This is a genomic window from Paenarthrobacter sp. NPDC056912 (genome assembly GCF_042786555.1).
In the GTDB taxonomy this organism is placed as follows: Bacteria; Actinomycetota; Actinomycetes; order Actinomycetales; family Micrococcaceae; genus Arthrobacter.
The window spans coordinates 245,399-261,981 of sequence record NZ_JBHUCD010000002.1; the positions used below are offsets into that span (position 1 = coordinate 245,399).

17 protein-coding genes and 1 pseudogene are annotated in these 16,583 nt (G+C 63.6%); 14 read left to right on the forward strand and 4 right to left on the reverse strand.

Going from position 1 to position 16,583, the window contains the following annotated elements:
- Positions 1-3 precede the first annotated feature (3 nt).
- Positions 4-690 carry a DUF624 domain-containing protein gene (locus ACFRJ9_RS03160; protein ID WP_377664329.1) on the forward strand — a complete coding sequence of 229 codons (687 nt, stop codon included), beginning with the start codon at positions 4-6 and terminating at the stop codon, positions 688-690.
- A 15-nt stretch (positions 691-705) separates the two neighbouring features.
- Positions 706-2,457: a beta-galactosidase gene (locus tag ACFRJ9_RS03165; RefSeq protein WP_377664331.1), complete on the forward strand. Its 1,752-nt coding sequence runs from the start codon at positions 706-708 to the stop codon at positions 2,455-2,457.
- Between the two features lie 167 nt (positions 2,458-2,624).
- Here the strand turns inward: ACFRJ9_RS03165 and ACFRJ9_RS03170 are convergent, their stop codons facing one another.
- Entirely contained in the window at positions 2,625-2,990 is a 366-nt protein-coding gene (locus ACFRJ9_RS03170) for a hypothetical protein (RefSeq protein ID WP_377664333.1), read from the reverse strand.
- 106 nt (positions 2,991-3,096) lie between these two features.
- Between ACFRJ9_RS03170 and ACFRJ9_RS03175 the strand changes: the two genes are divergently transcribed.
- The 8 genes and pseudogenes from ACFRJ9_RS03175 to ACFRJ9_RS03210 all read left to right on the forward strand — a co-directional run bounded on the left by ACFRJ9_RS03175 (position 3,097) and on the right by ACFRJ9_RS03210 (position 8,423).
- Positions 3,097-3,717 (forward strand): hypothetical protein, encoded by a 621-nt coding sequence (locus tag ACFRJ9_RS03175; protein ID WP_377664335.1) that lies wholly within the window; start codon positions 3,097-3,099, stop codon positions 3,715-3,717.
- A gap of 259 nt (positions 3,718-3,976) precedes the next feature.
- Positions 3,977-4,357 (forward strand): DUF6507 family protein, encoded by a 381-nt coding sequence (locus ACFRJ9_RS03180; protein WP_377664337.1) that lies wholly within the window; start codon positions 3,977-3,979, stop codon positions 4,355-4,357.
- A gap of 890 nt (positions 4,358-5,247) precedes the next feature.
- Positions 5,248-5,307: pseudogene (locus tag ACFRJ9_RS03185) on the forward strand (hypothetical protein); the annotation flags it as partial.
- Positions 5,308-6,140: 833 nt separating this feature from the next.
- Positions 6,141-6,491: a DNA/RNA non-specific endonuclease gene (locus tag ACFRJ9_RS03190; RefSeq protein ID WP_377664689.1), complete on the forward strand. Its 351-nt coding sequence runs from the start codon at positions 6,141-6,143 to the stop codon at positions 6,489-6,491.
- Positions 6,484-6,957, forward strand: a complete 474-nt coding sequence (locus tag ACFRJ9_RS03195) for a hypothetical protein (RefSeq protein ID WP_377664339.1) — start codon at positions 6,484-6,486, stop codon at positions 6,955-6,957. The genes ACFRJ9_RS03190 and ACFRJ9_RS03195 overlap by 8 nt, the downstream gene beginning before the upstream one ends.
- 12 nt (positions 6,958-6,969) lie before the next feature.
- A complete protein-coding gene (locus ACFRJ9_RS03200; RefSeq protein WP_377664341.1) occupies positions 6,970-7,446 on the forward strand; it encodes a hypothetical protein in 477 nt (158 codons plus the stop codon).
- 11 nt (positions 7,447-7,457) lie between these two features.
- Positions 7,458-7,934, forward strand: a complete 477-nt coding sequence (locus ACFRJ9_RS03205) for a hypothetical protein (protein ID WP_377664343.1) — start codon at positions 7,458-7,460, stop codon at positions 7,932-7,934.
- A 12-nt stretch (positions 7,935-7,946) separates the two neighbouring features.
- Positions 7,947-8,423, forward strand: a complete 477-nt coding sequence (locus ACFRJ9_RS03210) for a hypothetical protein (RefSeq protein ID WP_377664344.1) — start codon at positions 7,947-7,949, stop codon at positions 8,421-8,423.
- A 120-nt stretch (positions 8,424-8,543) separates the two neighbouring features.
- On the opposite strand, the gene ACFRJ9_RS03215 is transcribed toward ACFRJ9_RS03210, so the two are convergent.
- Together ACFRJ9_RS03215 and ACFRJ9_RS03220 are read right to left on the reverse strand one after the other, a co-directional pair.
- A complete protein-coding gene (locus tag ACFRJ9_RS03215) occupies positions 8,544-10,262 on the reverse strand; it encodes an amidase (RefSeq protein ID WP_377664346.1) in 1,719 nt (572 codons plus the stop codon).
- Positions 10,262-11,305, reverse strand: a complete 1,044-nt coding sequence (locus tag ACFRJ9_RS03220) for an agmatine/peptidylarginine deiminase (protein WP_377664348.1) — start codon at positions 11,303-11,305, stop codon at positions 10,262-10,264. The genes ACFRJ9_RS03215 and ACFRJ9_RS03220 overlap by 1 nt, the downstream gene beginning before the upstream one ends.
- A gap of 92 nt (positions 11,306-11,397) precedes the next feature.
- Between ACFRJ9_RS03220 and ACFRJ9_RS03225 the strand changes: the two genes are divergently transcribed.
- Positions 11,398-12,033: a TetR/AcrR family transcriptional regulator gene (locus ACFRJ9_RS03225; RefSeq protein ID WP_377664351.1), complete on the forward strand. Its 636-nt coding sequence runs from the start codon at positions 11,398-11,400 to the stop codon at positions 12,031-12,033.
- 15 nt (positions 12,034-12,048) lie between these two features.
- On the opposite strand, the gene ACFRJ9_RS03230 is transcribed toward ACFRJ9_RS03225, so the two are convergent.
- The gene (locus tag ACFRJ9_RS03230; protein WP_377664353.1) at positions 12,049-13,035 is read right to left on the reverse strand and encodes a LacI family DNA-binding transcriptional regulator; all 987 of its coding nucleotides are present in this window, start codon (positions 13,033-13,035) and stop codon (positions 12,049-12,051) included.
- A gap of 165 nt (positions 13,036-13,200) precedes the next feature.
- Between ACFRJ9_RS03230 and ACFRJ9_RS03235 the strand changes: the two genes are divergently transcribed.
- Genes ACFRJ9_RS03235 through ACFRJ9_RS03245 form a run of 3 tightly spaced genes read left to right on the forward strand, consistent with a single transcriptional unit; the run spans position 13,201 to position 16,519 of the window.
- On the forward strand, positions 13,201-13,416 hold the full coding sequence (locus ACFRJ9_RS03235) for a hypothetical protein (RefSeq protein WP_377664355.1): 216 nt from the start codon (positions 13,201-13,203) through the stop codon (positions 13,414-13,416).
- Positions 13,413-14,918: a sodium:solute symporter gene (locus ACFRJ9_RS03240; protein WP_377664357.1), complete on the forward strand. Its 1,506-nt coding sequence runs from the start codon at positions 13,413-13,415 to the stop codon at positions 14,916-14,918. The genes ACFRJ9_RS03235 and ACFRJ9_RS03240 overlap by 4 nt, the downstream gene beginning before the upstream one ends.
- Positions 14,915-16,519 (forward strand): amidohydrolase, encoded by a 1,605-nt coding sequence (locus ACFRJ9_RS03245; RefSeq protein ID WP_377664359.1) that lies wholly within the window; start codon positions 14,915-14,917, stop codon positions 16,517-16,519. The genes ACFRJ9_RS03240 and ACFRJ9_RS03245 overlap by 4 nt, the downstream gene beginning before the upstream one ends.
- Positions 16,520-16,583: the final 64 nt, after the last annotated feature.

A 16,583-nucleotide genomic window follows, 5' to 3' on the forward strand; every position in this document is an offset into this window, starting at 1 on the left:
TCGGTGAGCGCTAAGCCGCGCCGCTGGGCCGGGCCGGGATTCGAGACCTTCGGGAGCATTTTCGGGTTCATTTACACGTTCCTGGCCGGGAACGTCCTGCTCGCTGCGGCAAACGCGCCGCTGGTGTTCTGCCTCGCTTTGGTGGCAGACCCCGCGGCCGCGTGGCCGTTCTTCCTGGCGCTCTCGGTGACCATTGCGCCGTCGCTTGCCGGCGTCTTCGCTGCCTTCCGCGCATTGAACGACGACGGCGGCGCGGTCAAGCCGGTTGCCGCTTTCCTTCGGGGATACAAGCGCAGTTTCGCCAAGGCCGCGCTGCTCGGCGTCGGTGCCGTGGCACTGCTGATGTTCCTTGGCGTGGACCTGGCCGTCATCCAGTCCGTTCCGGGCGCGGCTTTGCTGGTACCGCTGGTTGTCGTTGTCGCCGCCGTGACGGTGAGCTTGGCTGTTACGGCGATTGCCGGCGTCGTACTCCTGCCTGAGGCGAGGCTGAAGAGCATCCTCAAGGCCTCGCTGTACCTGGTGGTGCAGCGCTGGTACCTGAGCCTGGCGATGCTGATCCTGCTGGGGATCATCGTGTCCGCCGCCGTGCTTCAGCCGGTGCTGGGTGTCGCCCTGGCGCCGGCTCCGCTGCTGTTCGTGATCTGGAGCAACGCTTCGTACGCTTTCCACGCCGTCCTCCGCTCGGCGTAGTTGTTAGGAACCTTGTTGGACACTTTTGAAATCGGCGATCAGGACTTCCTCCTGAACGACGAGCCCTTCCGCATCCTTTCCGGGGCCATCCACTACTTCCGGGTGCACCCGGACCTGTGGGCTGACCGGATCCATAAAGCCCGGCTCATGGGGTTGAACACCGTCGAAACGTATGTGCCGTGGAATGAGCACTCGCCTGCACCCGGTTCGTTCGTTGCCGACGGCGGACTGGACCTGGGCCGGTTCCTGGACCTTGTGGCAGCCGAGGGCATGCGCGCCATCGTCCGGCCTGGCCCCTATATTTGCGCCGAATGGGACAACGGCGGGCTGCCGGCATGGCTGTTCAATGACCCCACCGTGGGCGTCCGCAGCAGCGAACCCGGTTACCTCGCCGCCGTCAGCTCCTACCTTGAAGCGGTCCTTGCTCTGGTGGTCCCGCGGCAGCTCTCCCGCGGCGGGCCGGTGATCCTGCTGCAGATCGAGAACGAGTACGGCGCCTACGGAAAGGATAAGGAATACCTTCAGCAGCTGGCGGACTTGTCCAAGCGCGCCGGTGTGGAGGTTCCGCTCTTCACGTGTGACCAGCCGTTCGGGACCATGATCGAGGACGGCTCACTGCCCGAGCTGCACAAGACCGGGACATTTGGTTCGCGTTCACTTGAACGTCTGGCGTTCCTGCGGGAGCGGCAGCCTACAGGGCCCCTGATGTGCGCCGAGTTCTGGAACGGCTGGTTCGACAACTGGGGCACCCACCACCACACCACCGACGCCGCTGCTTCCGCCGCCGAACTGGATGCCCTGCTGACCGCCGGGGCTTCGGTGAACATCTACATGTTTCACGGCGGCACGAATTTCGGGTTCACCAACGGCGCCAATGACAAAGGCATCTACGAGCCCACCATCACGTCGTACGACTACGACGCTCCCCTCTCCGAAGACGGGCACCCGACGGCCAAGTACTTCGCATTCCGGGACGTCATTGCCAAGCACTTCCCGGTGCCCGCGGAGGTGCCTGCCGAGCGGGTTCCTGTTCCAGCTTCAGTACTTTCGGTCGCCAAGTCGGTGTCATTGCTGGATGTTCCGGTAGCGATGGATTTGGTACCCGGACCTGTGCCGCCGGTGGAAGTCACCAGTCAGTACCGGGGTTTCTACGTCTATGGGGTTGCTGTTCCGGGCGGAGGGGACCTGTCCTTTGCCGAGGTCCGCGACCGTGCGCAGTTCTTCCTGGACGGCGTGCCTGTGGGTGTGCTGAGCCGGGAATCGGGCGAACGTTCCATCGTCATCCCCGCAGGCGGCCGTCTGCAGATCCTGCTGGAGGACCAGGGCCGAGTGAATTACGGGCAGCGGATTGGCGAGGCCAAGGGGTTGATCGGGCCCGCCTTGCTGAACGGCGTGGAGGTGCTCGGCTGGGAGATCGGCGCCCTCGACCTGGATTCGCTGGAGCCCTTCCGGGAGGCCGCCGCCGCGTTGCCCCTTGGTCCCGCTTCTGCCGGAGTGGCAGGCCCGTCCGTGTCCTTCGCTTCCTTCGAAGCCGACGGATCCGGCGACCGTTTCCTTCGCCTGGACGGCTGGACCAAGGGCAATGCGTTCATCAACGGATTCAACCTCGGCCGCTACTGGAGCCGCGGTCCGCAGCGCACCCTGTACGTCCCGGGTCCCCTGATCCGCAAAGGCACCAACGAGCTCGCCATCCTGGAACTCCACGGAAGCGCGACGCGCGAGGTGAGCTTCGCCGTCGAACCTGATCTTGGCCCCGACGAAAAATAACCCTCTCTCACCTCCCGACACGTTTTCCGATCGCTCTCTCACCACCTGAGAGAGCGATCGGCTTTAAACGACGGGAAGTGAGAGACGGTTGGAAACGGCAGAAGGGGACCGGTTCAACCGATCCCCTTCTGGTACGTGTCTTTCGTGGCGCTAGGCCGCAGGCGTCTTTAGCCGCGGCAGAGCTCACCGTACTTGGTGCCGGCTTCCTGGTACGCGGCGCCCAGCTCGGCCAGCTTTGCTTCGCGCTCGCTCTTCTTTGCGGCATCGGTCGGCTCTTCCTTGGACTGCTCATCCAGGAACTCGAGGATCGCGGTGACCACGGGCTTCATTTCCGCCGAGGCAATGGGTTCGATCGGCCGGACCGCGTTGGCCACGCGGGTCATGGCCGTCGGGCTGACGTTGCTGGGAATGCCTGCGGCAGCGACGCCCAGCCGGTCGCAGGTTTCTGCGGTGGTCAGCTGCTGCTGAGCGGAACAGGCGGTTGCGGAGGCAAGGAGCCCCGCAGCGATCAGGACAGTGGTGAGTTTCTTCATGATTCCCTCAGTGGTCGGCGTCCCTTTGATTGTAATCAGAGCCGGGGCGAGGCCGCGCATTGGACGCTCTTCGAGACAGGCTGCGGGCTGCCCTAGGCTGGAGGGCATGGCGATCATTCACAAGGCAACCCTGTCCCCGTCCAAGCTCGAACTCATCGCTGACTACCTGCCCACGCAGCACTGGTTCCAAACCAGCGACTCAGCCCCGGAGCTCATCGGCGCCTACCGCTTTGACGATCCCGCCGGCGAGGTCGGGATCGAAACACACGTAATCGCTGCCGGTGGGCACATCTACCAAGTGCCCCTCAGCTACCGGGGCTATGAACTGGCCGGCGCCGAGGAATGGCTCATCGGCACCATGGAGCACTCGGTCCTTGGCAAGCGCTGGGTGTACGACGCCTGTGCCGATCCCGTGTACATCAAGGCCCTCGCCACCGCGATCCTCACCGGCCAGGAACAGGCCAAACTGATCGTCGACGGCGAGCCCGAGCCCCGTCCCAGCACGGTCACCGTGAAGGGCAGTGGAACGCTCGACGGCGGTGTCCCCACCGTGAGCGCGTCGGCGCCGGTTTCGGGCAGCGGAGTGACCATCATTGATGCCGGAGAGCTTCGGCTGAAGGTGGCCCGGGTGATTGACGTCGACGCGGAAGCCGCGGACCTCTCCCTCAACGGCAGGTGGGCCGGCCAGGACCGCCCGGTGCCGCTGGCCGCCGTCGAAACCCGCTAAAGGGAACCAACACACCAGCGGCGGGGCGGGCACCCACGGGTGTTCCGCCCCGCCGCTTTTTCAAGAAACACTTTGTCACGATCGCCGCTGTTACCTTGTCCGGCCTGGCTTTTATGCAGATTCATATTGTGGCGTCGAGGCCGGTTTCGTGATGCTTATCCCAGGTCTTTTTCTGGCTTACAGTTTCAGCCGCGCCAATTAGTAGCATCCTCTCAAGTCTTGCTTTTCCGTTGTGGAAAGGCTTTGTTTGGGGGATTTTGTGACAATCAGCTGGGATATCGATCCTGCCGGCACCCAGGCCGTGCTCCGTACCGCTGCAGCGGACATTGAGCAGCAGAACCAGGCTGCCACGCGGCTGGGGACCGCCGTCGACGAAGCCGGCGCAGTGGTGGGCGGCGGGTTGGTTGGCAGGGCGCTCAGCGACTACGTCGAGATCTCCCTGCTACCCCACCTCACGGCCATCGCCGGACGGTCTGATCGGATCATCGACGGCGCCACGGGCGCGTTAGTCGCCTATATGCGGGCTGACTCAGTTATGGCGCAGCAGGCGACTGCTTCGGCCCTGACTGCCGGGGGTTTGGAGCCCGACGGCGGCGGGTCGATTTCGTGGGGCGGCCGCCTGTCTCGGGAACAGGGCTGAGCTCACGATGACCAACAACTTTGGTCTGTGCGTCGCCCCGAACGGTGGCGTCCCAGGTTTGGATCTCAGCGCACTGCCCGTCGTCCCGGATCCTCTGGCACTGGATTTGGCAGCGGACGTTCTGCGAGGTGCTGGAGCAGGATTCGGCGGAGCAGTGGCCACAACCGCCACTGCCTGGAGTGCTTTGGCGGTCTCTTTCCGCACGCCGGAGCTCCCTGAACTTTTAGCTGCCTTTGCCCCCGTGAGCGATATGGCAGAGACGGTCAAGGACGGATCGTCCGTGGTCGCCTCGGCGCTATCGGAGTTCGCTTTAGCCTGCCAGGCCGTCAAAATACATTCCCGGAATGTCACCGAGGACACCGAAAACCTCAGCCGACGCATCCAGCTCAAAGGCGACGACTGGGCCACTGTTCCAGCGATCATCGACGAGCAGCACCGTCTCCTGTCTGAACTCAACAAGATCAAAGCCCGGTACGCCGAAGCCGAACAGGACTGCGCCAACAAGATCAACGGCGTCTATGGCGGATCCCGCTACGTCAGCGCCACCGACGCCGCCGCCCGCCCCGACGGCTCCAACGTCTACGCCGTAGACGCGTCTACCTTGGACACCCTGGGCGAGGAAGGCAAACTCCCTTGGGGCACACCCATCGAACGGGCCAAGCTCCATGGATGGGCCGGAGCCGCCCAAGCTGCTCTGGAGACCGCGTGGGAAGTAGGGGGTGCAGCCTACTCGCTAACGGGGCTGTCAGCTTTTCTGCGGCCCTCAGTACCGGAGTTGGGGCTCGACCAAACCCCCAGCACCGAAGACACCGTTACCGGAGTCGGCAAAGCACTCTGGAACATCGGCACGTTCATCGCCCCCGGCATCTGGCTGGACCGCGCCATCACCGGCAAGCAGGAAGAACAGGACGAGGCCGGCGCCGAACTCAGCCGAGCGCTTCCGGAACTGATTCAGGCCGAGGCATGGAGCAAGGGCGAATGGGAGTATGCCCTCACCCGCAACGGCCTCGATGTTGGGGCCGCCCTGGCCACGGGTGGCGGAACATCTGCCGTGCGGGCGGCCGCTGCTGCCGAAAGGCTTGCGGTCCGTCTGGCCCCGGTGGCCGCAGTCAAGATTCTCGACACCTCAGCCGCGGCCAAAGCGGCTGCCTGGCAGCATGTCCTCAAACCAGCAGCTGAGGGGGCCGCCAGCGTTCTGGACAAGCTCGACGACGGCGCGGGCGCGGTTCGCGTGGCTGACGGCGTCTCAGGAGAGGGCCGTGGTCCTCTGGGCAGTCTGGCAGGGGACCTGTTCCAAGGCATAGATCGCCTGGAGCAGGCAGCCCACCGACCCCCGGCACTGGGCACCCACGGCAGGGCCGCCGACCACCACGAGGTCATCTCACAGTTGAGATCCGCTCCGCTGCACGACGTCTCAAAGCCATCCGTGCACCACGTCGTCCGCGTTCCGGAGTCCATGGTGCCCGGACCTCGGACACCATGGACCAAGGTCACCGAAGGCTTCGCACCCAACACCGAGTACCAGGTACCGGGCCGCGGAACCTTCACCACCGACGCGAACGGAACCATTAAGGAAGCAGCACTCACCAAGGTCAAGGACAAACTGAACCCGGACCTGAACAACCCACTGCCGGACATGACCTACAAAGTGACGGGCCTCAAGGGAGAATTTACCTACAAAACCAATCACGAGGGGCTCACGGAGTACGCCAAGGTCAAGGCCCTGGAACTCGGCGACGGCCGACGCTCAAGCTGGATTCAGGGATTGGTCGGCCGCGAAGCGATGGAGGAACTGCGCCGCCTCAACCTGCTGCCACCCGGCGTGAAATACGACGGCGGGCACCTCATCGCCCGGCTCTTTGATGGCATCGAAGAACGAATCAACATCGTCGGCATGCTGCGCGACCTGAATCAGAACTCAGCAAACGGGGATAATTTCTACAACTTTGAACAGGCCTTGAAGGAAAAAGCGTCGCAGATTCCCCCGCCCACGATTGACGCGGAGGTCACGTTAATAAGGACTCCCGGCTTGAAAACTCCTGAGACAATCAGCGTACGAACTTGGGTCGATGGAAAGCTCGTTGACGATGAAGACTTTGAAAACATCGTAGGAAAGTGGGAGAACCTTGACTGATGCAGTCGCACCCCAGGTATTCGAAGACACCCGGGAACAGGAGCGGATCATCGCTGAAGACCTTTGGTCTCTTCGGCCTGTGGGTGAAGAGTGGGACGTCCTTGAGTATGTGCGCTCACAAACAGGCGGCCGGGGTCGTTCCGTTGCAAAGGTTTATCTCAACGGCGAAGAGGTTGACCGCAAGGGCACCTCCTCAGCCGTCATTATCGCGGTCAAAATGCTTCGCAATCTGATGTACGCCCCCGGGAAGGGCGCATGGTTTTCCATGTCCTTGCGGGTAACTCCCGAAGGAGATGGCTGGGAAGCCGACTACAACTACACAGATAAGCCTATTTGGGAACTCGGTGAACCCTCCGCCGACTCTTATGCCCAAGAGCTCTACCTCTACCCTCGGGACGAGGAACACATCCCCGACTGGTTCAAAGAAGAAATGAAAGGCGCCACCTGGACCCCGGGCTCCGACTGAGGCGATTCGCAAATGACGCAACGAACCACACCACAGGACAGATTCGAAAAGGCACGGGAACTAGAGAGAACCATTGCTGAAGGACTTTGGGCCGTTCGGCCGCAAGCTACACCGTGGGATTCCTTCGTTTACGTCCACAACCACATTGGCGGTCGTGGTAGTTCGATTGCCAAGATCTACCACCAAAGCCAGCTCATTGGACGCGAAAGCATCTCTAGTGAAGTTCTATTTACGGTGATGGACCTTCGCGAGCTGATGTACAAGTCAGGAGTGGGCACGTGGATCTCCATGACCCTGACGATCACGTCTGGCGGAAACGGCTGGGAAGCCGACTACAACTACACAGAAAAGCCCGTCTGGGAACTCGGCGAACCGGTCAACGACACCTACGCCCAAGAGCTCTACCTCTACCCCCGGGACGAGGAACACATCCCCGAGTGGTTCAAAGAAGAAATGAAAGGCGCCACCTGGACCCCGGGCTCCGACTAGGACATCGGAAAATGACTCACAGCACTTCATCAAGGGATCCGTTTGAGCAGGCACGCGAGTACGAGCGCATTATCGCGGAGGGTGTGTGGTCCATCCGTCCGACAGATATGGCATGGGATTCGCTGGTATATGTCCACAATCAAATAGGCAGCCGGGGAAGCTCGATAACCAAAATCTTCCATCGCGGAGCGTTGATAGATCGTAGGAGTATCGTCAAAGAAATCTTGTTCACAGTCGATGATCTTCGAGACGTGATGTATCGACCCAATCAGGGCACGTGGATCTCCATGACCCTGAAGGTCACTCCAAAAGGAGATGGCTGGGAGGCGGACTACAACTACATGGAGAAGCCCGTCTGGGAACTCGGCGAACCAGTCAACGACACCTACGCCCAAGAGCTCTACCTCTACCCCCGGGACGAGGAACACATCCCCGACTGGTTCAAAGAAGAAATGAAAGGCGCCACCTGGACCCCGGGCTCCGACTGAGGCGATTCGCAAATGACGCAACAAACCACACCACAGGACAGGTTCGAAAAGGCACGGGAACTCGAACGCATCATCGCGGAAGGACTCTGGGCCGTCCGGCCCCAGGGCATCCAATGGGATGAGTTTGCATATGTTCGCTCCGAAATCGGAAGCAGGGCAAGCTCCATCGCAAGGGCCTACCTAGCCGGCGCCGAGGTGAAACGCATGCACGTGGACAATAACGTTCTCATTGCAGCCCGGACGCTTAGGGAAGGGATGTACCACCCCAATCGGGGCACGTGGTTTTCCATGACCCTCAAAGTCACACCTGCCGGTAATGGCTGGGAAGCCGACTACAACTACACAGAGAAGCCGGTCTGGGAGCTCGGCGAACCAGTAAACGACACCTACGCCCAAGAGCTCTACCTCTTCCCCCGTGACGAGGAACACATCCCCGACTGGTTCAAAGAAGAAATGAAGGGCGCCCCTTGGACCCCGGGCTCCGACTAGTGCTTCCAAGAATGACGCAAGGAGCTACCTCACACCCGGGTGACCGCATGGCTCCCGGCCGCAACCACCAGCGGCGGGGCGGGCACCCACGAGTGTCCCGCCCCGTCGTCGTCGAATCCGCTACAGTGCCGGCGTCCGGGGCGGTGCCGTGCGACGCGATCCGGTCGCTTCGAAGGCCGCGGCCAGCGTCAGCAACGCCGTGTCATCGTAGGCCCGCCCCGCGAAGGTGAGGCCCACGGGCATGCCGATGTCGGCCATGGTTCCCATCGGCACGGTGACAGTGGGAATGCCGAGGTGCCTGGGAACGAGGTTGCCGTTGGCCACCCACACGCCGTTGCGCCATCCGAGGTCCGCGGAAGCCGGATTGACGTCCATGTCGGACGGTCCCACATCTGCGGCAGCCGGGAACAGGACCGCGTCCAGGCCGAGCCCGTCCATCCATTCCTCCAGGTCAACGCGTCGGGTCTCTTCCAAACCGTGCAGCCCGTTTTCGAGCTCCGGGATTTCGGTGAGCGTCGAAAAGCCGTTGTCACGGACGTGCGCTGGGTACTCGGCGATGTCGTCGTCGAAGCCGGCGTAGCGGTCCGGCAAGGCGCCCTCGGGGTGCGGGAAGATCCTTGCACCGTCCACGTCGGCGAGAGTGCTGAGCTCGGGGTCGCCGTTGGCCCGCAGGAAGTCGTCCCAGGCCCAGGAGGACAGGTCCACGATCTCGCGCTTCAGGTACTCGGGAGTGACCAGGCCACGGGTGGCGATGGTGGGCGCTCCGGGGCGGTCGCCTTCGTAATTGGAGACCACCGGGAAGTCCACCAGGACAACCTCGGCCCCGGCAGCCTCGAGGTCCGCCTTCGCAGCTTCCCACAGCTCGATCACGGAATCCCGTGTCTCGATCCGCTGCCCGGTGGACCCACCGATGCCCGGCGTCGGATTGGTGCCGGCGTCGCGGTCCGCGTTGACATACATGCGCGGCACTCCGAACCGCTTGCCCCGCAAAGCCAGCCGCCCGCCGTCGAGCCTTTCCTGTGACAGCGCCACATAGGACTCCGGGCGGACCTCGGAGGACTTTGGGATCTGGACCCACGGCTGTGCGCGCCAGAAATCGCCACGCGCCTCGGCGTCGTCGGCCACTATGACATCCAGAAGTTCCAGCATGTCCGCCATGGTGCGGGTGTGCGGCACCACGACGTCCATGGTGGGGACCAGCGGCCAGTTGCCGCGCACCGAGATGACGCCGCGCGAGGGCGTGTAGGCGCACAAAGCATTGTTCGACGCCGGTGCGCGGCCGCTCGACCACGTCTCCTCGCCCAGGCCGAAGGCCCCGAAGCTGGCCGCCGTCGCGGTGCCGGAACCGTTGGAGGAACCGGAACCGAACGCTGCCGTCAGGAAGTCTGCGTTGTACGGGCTTTCGGCGCGTCCGTAGACGCCGCGCTGCATACCGCCATTGGCCATGGGCGGCATGTTGGTCAGGCCGATCAGCACCGCACCGGCGTCCCGCAGGCGTTCGATGGTGAAGGCATCACGCTGCGCAACCAAGTGCTCAAAGGCGGGGGAACCTGCAGCGGCGGTGAGGCCCTTGGCCAAGTAGCTGTCCTTGGCCGTGTAGGGGATGCCGTCCAGCGGGCCCCTCACCGCGCCCTGTGCCCGGCGTTCGTCGGAGGCCCGGGCATCCGCCAAAGCCTCGGGGTTCATAACCACCATCGCGTTGAGCTTGATGCCGCTGCGATCGTAGGCCTCGATGCGGTCGAGGTAAGCCTGCGTGAGTTCCTCGCTGGTCACCTCGCCCGACTCAAGTGCCTCGCGCAGTTGCGCGATGGAGGCTTCAACGACGTCGAATCGAGCCATTACGCTGCACCTCCTGTGAGTTTGGGCTGCTGCTGGGTGATGCAGTGTATGCCGCCGCCGCGGGCCAGGATGGGCCGGGCGTCCACGGTGACTACACGGCGGCCAGGGTAGGCCTCGGCCAGGATTTCAGCGGCGAGCGAGTCTGCTCGTTCTTCGCCGTAGCCGCAGGCAATGACGCCGCCGTTGACCACCAGGTGGTTAACGTAGCTCCAGTCCACAAAACCGTCGTCGTCGCGCAGCGTTTCCGGTGCGGGCAGCGGCACAATCTCAAACGGCTTGCCCGCCGCGTCCGTCTGCGTTTCCAGAAATGCCTGGAGGGTGCGGCTGACTTCGTAGTCCGGGTGCTCCGGGTTGGTTTGGGCGTGCAGGAGGATACGGCCGGGTGCGGGGAGGGTAGCCACCATGTCGATGTGGCCGCGCGTGCCCAGGTCCTCGTAGTCGCGGGTCAGGCCGCGGGGTACCCAGATGACCTTGGTGGCGCCGATGGTGCGGGCCAGTTCAGCCTCAACTGCTGCTTTGTCCGCGTAGGGATTCCGGCCCGGATCCAGCTGCACCGTTTCGGTGACCAGCACGGTGCCTTCGCCATCGACGTGGATGGCGCCGCCCTCGTTGACCAGCAGTGAGCTGACCAGCTCCGCGCCGGACTGTTCGGCCACGAAGCGGGCCATTCCGGCGCTCTTCTGCCATTCGGACCAGGCCGGGGCACCCCAGCCGTTGAAGATCCAGTCCACGGCGCCAAGCACGCCGGGACGTTCATGGTCCAACACAAAGGTGGGTCCGACGTCGCGCATCCAGAACTCATCCAGAGGTGCCTCGACCTGTTCGATGCCGCTGCCCAGCATGCGGGAAGAGCGCTGGCGCTCGCTGGGGTCCACCACCATGGTGACGGGTTCGAATTCGGCCACGGCATGGGCGACGGCGGTCCAGGCCGCGTAGGCCTCTTCGGCCGAGGCGGCGTCGTCGCCAAGGGTCAGGCCGGTGCGGGGAAACGCCATCCAGGTGCGCTCATGCGGTGCTGTTTCGGCTGGCATTCTCCAAGCCATGGGGGACTCCTTCGTCGTCTTGCGCTTTGTTGCCATTCGCTTGTTGATCGCATGATCAACAATGATGAAAAGGTAATCTAGACTGGTCTGTGATGTCAAGCACCCCACAGAAGCGCGCAGTCCGGAAGTCACCGGCAGAACGCGCCGCAGAAATCACCGAGGCCGCCCGCGAGATCGCACTGGACACCGGCCTCAGGGCCCTCACGCTGCGTAATGTTGCCGCGCGCGTAGGTGTGGCTTCCGGCCTGGTGGCGCACTACCAGCCCAACATGGACGCGCTCGTTTCAAGCACGTTCGCCACCATAGTTGCGGCGGAAACACAGGAAATTGCGGGCCTGCTAGGTCAGCTCCCCAGCCCCTCTGAACGGCTGGGGCTGCTGGTGGACACGCTCTTGGACAACAGCAGGCTGGACGTCACGGCCATCTGGGTGGAAGCCTGGTCCCTGGGGCGCCGCAACGAAGCCCTGGCCGCGTCGGTCCGGGAGCAAATGGATGCCTGGCAGAAGGTCTTCCAGGGCGTAGTGGAGGACGGAAACGCGACCGGAGCGTTCGACGTTTCCGATGCCGCCGCCGTCGCATGGCAGATCCTCGGCATGGTGGACGGCCTGAACGCGCAGGCACTAGTCCGCTGGGACGGCGTCAATGATCGCGGCACCCACCTTGCCCGCGCTGTTGAGGGCATGGTGGGTGCTGCGCGCGGGTCCTTGGTAGCCAAGCCGAACGCCTAGGGACCCTCGGAGAAATCAGCGCGCCAACTGCACAGTCGCGCCTTCGAACCACCGGTGTACCGGCGGAGCGTCGGGATCCTTGATGATTGCGTCCAGCAGTTCCGTGGCTGCCTTGCCATAGGCACGCGGGGCCAGGTCAATGGAGCTGATCAGCGAATTGCCCGTTTCCAAGGCAGCAGCACCGGCGAAGGAGACCACATCCAAGTCCTTGCCCAGCGTGAGGCCCCGGCTTTCCAGGACAATCTGGCTCTGCGCAGCTTGCCCCTGCGCGCCGCAGACCAGCGCGTCCGCCCCGCCGATATCCACCGTTTGGGTGATGGCTGCTACGAGGTCCCGCGGACTGGCATTGGCCCCAACCTCGTGCACCCGGGGCTCGAGGCCATTCCGGAGGCACCAGTCCGTGTAGGTCCGGCGGGTATCGACGGCCCAGGATGATGCAATGGCGTCGTCGATGGCCAGCAGCGCAGGACGTCGCCGCCCACGGGCCAGGAGGTGGTCCAGCACCTGAATCTGCAGTTCGGCGTGATGGGCTTCAAGCGTTCCCTGCACGCGCTCCTCGCCGGGACCGCCGTAACGGCCAACACTCACGGTGGGAATGCCGCCAGCAAGCAGTGCCGCCACCAAGGGCTCACCCGGGGCGGGATCGATGGCAATCACACCGTCCACCTGGAAGGCCATGCGCGGAGTCAGTTCGCGCGCGAACAGCGTGACGTCATAGTCAGCTGCTGCGGCGCCCTCCGTCACGCCAAAAGCGAAGTCCATGTAGAACGCCAGGCTGCGGGCCACCGGTGGAATGTGGAGCCCGATGGTGCCGATCCGGTTCACGCGCAGGCTGCGGGCGGCCCGATTGGTGACATAGCCAAGGCGGTCGGCGGTTTCCTGGATGAGTTCGCGTTTCTCGTCGGAGATACGGCCGGAGCCGCCCAAGGCGCTGGAGACGGTGGTCTTGGACAGGCCGAGCTCGCGCGCGATGTCCATGATTGTTGCCCGAGTTCTCACCATGACCTCATCCTAGGCGGCGCCCCGCCAACGGCGCTTCCCGGATGTTGGGGAACCCCTTGACATTGATCGTGTGACGTCCCACACTTTTATTTGCGGGAACGTTCCCGCAAATTGTCTCCTTCGCTTACATCCGGCCAACGATGCCCGGAGGAATGGATCCCCCCAATGTCCCAAGCTGTCCTGACTTCGGACCGCCGAAGCAACATCCGCAGGACGATCTTCGTGATCGATATCCTGCTCCTGCTTGCCCCGCCCGTGCACTGGTTGTTCAGCGAGGGCCAATCCACCATCTGGTACTTCCTCGTGGCCAACGCACTGGTAACCCTGTCCCTCTTCGGCCTGTGGATGACACGGGACACCGATGAGGAGGAAACGGCATGAACATGCTGATCGGTTACGGAGCCATCCTCCTGTTCACCGTGCTGGTGGTGGTTGTCATGAGCCGCGGCCGGCGCGCGGACAAGTCCATGAGCGAATATGCCACCGGTGGCCGCTCCTTCAGCTCGTGGTTCGGCACCATGGCGTTCCTCAACACCTGGCTGGCCGGCACCATGTTCATTTCCTTTGCCGGACTGACTGCCAGCGCCGGTGCAATCGGTTTCTACTCCCTGTCCTACTCACTGCTCAGCGTGGTGCTGATGTTCTTCCTCGGCACCCCGGTGAACAAATGGGGCCGCATCCACGATCTACGGACGCAGGCAGACCTGCTCGGCCTCCGGTACAACTCGCGCTCCGTACGGGTGATCGCCGCCCTCATCGGTGTCCTTGCCTCTGTTCCATGGGTCGTCTTGGGCATGCAGTCCCTTGGCCTGGTCTTCTCGACGCTCTCCTTCGGCCAGGTCTCCCCCTACGTAGCCGTGGTGATCGGTGTCCTCTTCATTGCCGCACGCCAGATCTGGACGGTTAAGTTGGGCACCCGCGGACTCATCATCAGCGACATGGTTCAAGGGATTTTCGCCTACGGCGTAGGTTTCCTGGTGATCCTGGGACTCCTGGTGTGGCTCATCACCAACGGTCATGGCTTCGGCGAGATTGCGCCCAGCCTGCTCCAACTCCCTGGTCCGGGCAGCGCTGCCGGCCCGTTCTACCTGTTCTCCCTGATATTCACCGGAATGATGGGCGCCTGGTGCTGGCCGGACCTCTTTGTCCGCATGTTCAGCGTCAAGACCCCGAAAACGGTACAGAAATCCGCCGTCCAGGCAGCACCGATCATGTTCCTGTTCTCGGCCGCGCTCACCACGGTCTGCCTGCTGGCTACCAGCCTCCCGAGTGTTTCCGACGCCCCGGATACCGTGTGGTTCATCCTGGCCGGAATCGGTGGAGCGGGCATGGTTGCCATAGCCGGTGTGTGCGTTGTGGCCGCCACCATGGGCAACGTTGGAGCCAACCTGCAGGCCGTCGGTACACAGTTGGCCAACGACGTGATCGGTGTTCACAAACAAGAGCGTATCGAGTCTGCGAAGGGTGCAAAGATCGCCGTCGCCGCCATTACGCTCATCTCCGCCGGGGCCGCGCTGCTGATGGCAAACCAGGTCTCCGGCCTGATCGTGGTCGCCTTTGTGTCCTACCAGGCCATCTGCCAACTGGCGCCCACGCTCTTGCTCGGCATCTTCTGGCGTCGCGGAACAGCTGCAGCGGCCAACGCCGCCATGGTCTCGGGAATCCTTGTGGCCGCAGTCCTGGAAATCATGTACCCCAGCCCCCTGTCCATTCCATGGCTCGGCGGTTTGACGTCCGGCGTTGCCGGATTGATCGTCAACCTCGCGGTCTACGTTGCCGTTTCCATCGCCAAGCCGGCCCCGCTGGCCGAGCAGCAACGCGTCAATGCCCTGTTCGCTGACTTGGACAAGAAAGAACCCGTTAGCCAAGGAGCACTCATATGAGAGCCGCAGACGCGATCGTCTTCGCGAGCACCATCCACACGTTGGATCCGCAGAAGCCAGGCGCCACCGCCCTTGCGATCAAAGACGGCCGGATTGCCGCCGTCGGGAGTCCCGCGGACGTTGAGCCGTTCCGTGGAACCAGCACCGTGATCCACGACTTCGGTGACGCGACCCTGGTTCCGGGGCTGAACGACAGCCACACGCACGTGGTGTTCGGCCTGGAACTGGCCCGTGGCGTGCAGTTGACGGACCTTGGGCCCTTGGCCGAAGTGCAACGGATCATTGCGGACGCAGCCACGGCCGCCAACCCCGGTGAATGGGTCATCGGCTGGGGGCTCGACCCGAACCTTTTCAACCAGACCGGGTTCAGCGGCCGCCTTTTCGACGACGCCACGGGCAGTGTGCCGATGTTCCTGCGCATGCGCGACGGCCACTCGGCGATCGTGAATTCCGCCGCCTTGGCCGCCGCCGGGATCACGGGTCCGGTGGACTTTCCGGACGAGTCGTTGATAGACGTCGACGACGACGGCACGCCCACCGGTTACATCGTCGAGTTCAGTGCGATGGACCTCGTGACGAACGTGATCCCGCAGGAAAGCTTCGAGATCCGGGCCGAACGGCTGCGGACGCTCCTTAACGGGATGGCCGGCGTCGGAATTACGTCCACGCACGTGATGGACTTCGCCGAAGGTTCCGCCGAACTGGTCACCCACTTGGAGACGCTCGGCGAGCTTCCCCTGCGGCTGAGGTTCTCCCCCATGGTCAACGCCGGAGCGTCCCTCAACGAGCTCGAAGAGGTGGCCGCGCTGCAGGGCACGGGCGGACGCCGTTGGCGGGTGGAAGGGGTCAAGTTCTTCATCGACGGCACTATCGACAACGGCTCGGCCTGGCTGGAGCAACCGGACACCCACGGCGAGAACCATGAATCGGTGTGGACCGATCCGGCGGACTTCCAGAAGGCGCTGCGCTTCTTTGTGGAACGTGGCATCCCGACGGCCACGCATGCCATCGGCGACCAAGGAGTCCGCTACGTCCTGGAGGCCCTTGAGGCATCCGGCGAGGCCAGGCACCTGGCCTCGCACAGGATTGAACACATCGAGACCATCCCGGACGAGATCGTGGAGCGGTTTGCCGAACTCGGCGTAGCGGCAAGCATGCAGCCGGTCCACGGAACGCACCATACCCGGGCGGACCGGAGCGACAACTGGTCTGTGCGGCTTGGGCCCGAGCGGGCGGCGCGCGGATGGCGCTGCCGTGACTTGAGGGATGCCGGAGTCACTGTTGCGCTGGGTTCGGACTGGCCCATCACGCCCTACGACCCCAGGGCCATGATGGCCGATTCCATCCTGCGCCGGCCGGTGGAAAGCCCGGAGATCGAACCAGTCCAACCCGAGCAGGCCCTCACTGCGCTCATGGCTTTGGAGGGATACACCAGCCATGCCGCCGCCGCGGCCGGACTTAGCCATGAATCAGGTTCCATCAGCCTCGGAAAGAGGGCCGATCTCACGGTCTTTGCCCGGGACCCCTTGGCTGTGACACCGGAGGAGCTCGCCCGAACCTCAGTGGTGACGACCCTCGTGGACGGCATACCCACGCGCTGACCACGTTCCTTCCTTCGCCAGGCGCTCCGGCGACGTGTTCCAGGGAGCGGCCCTTCTATGACGG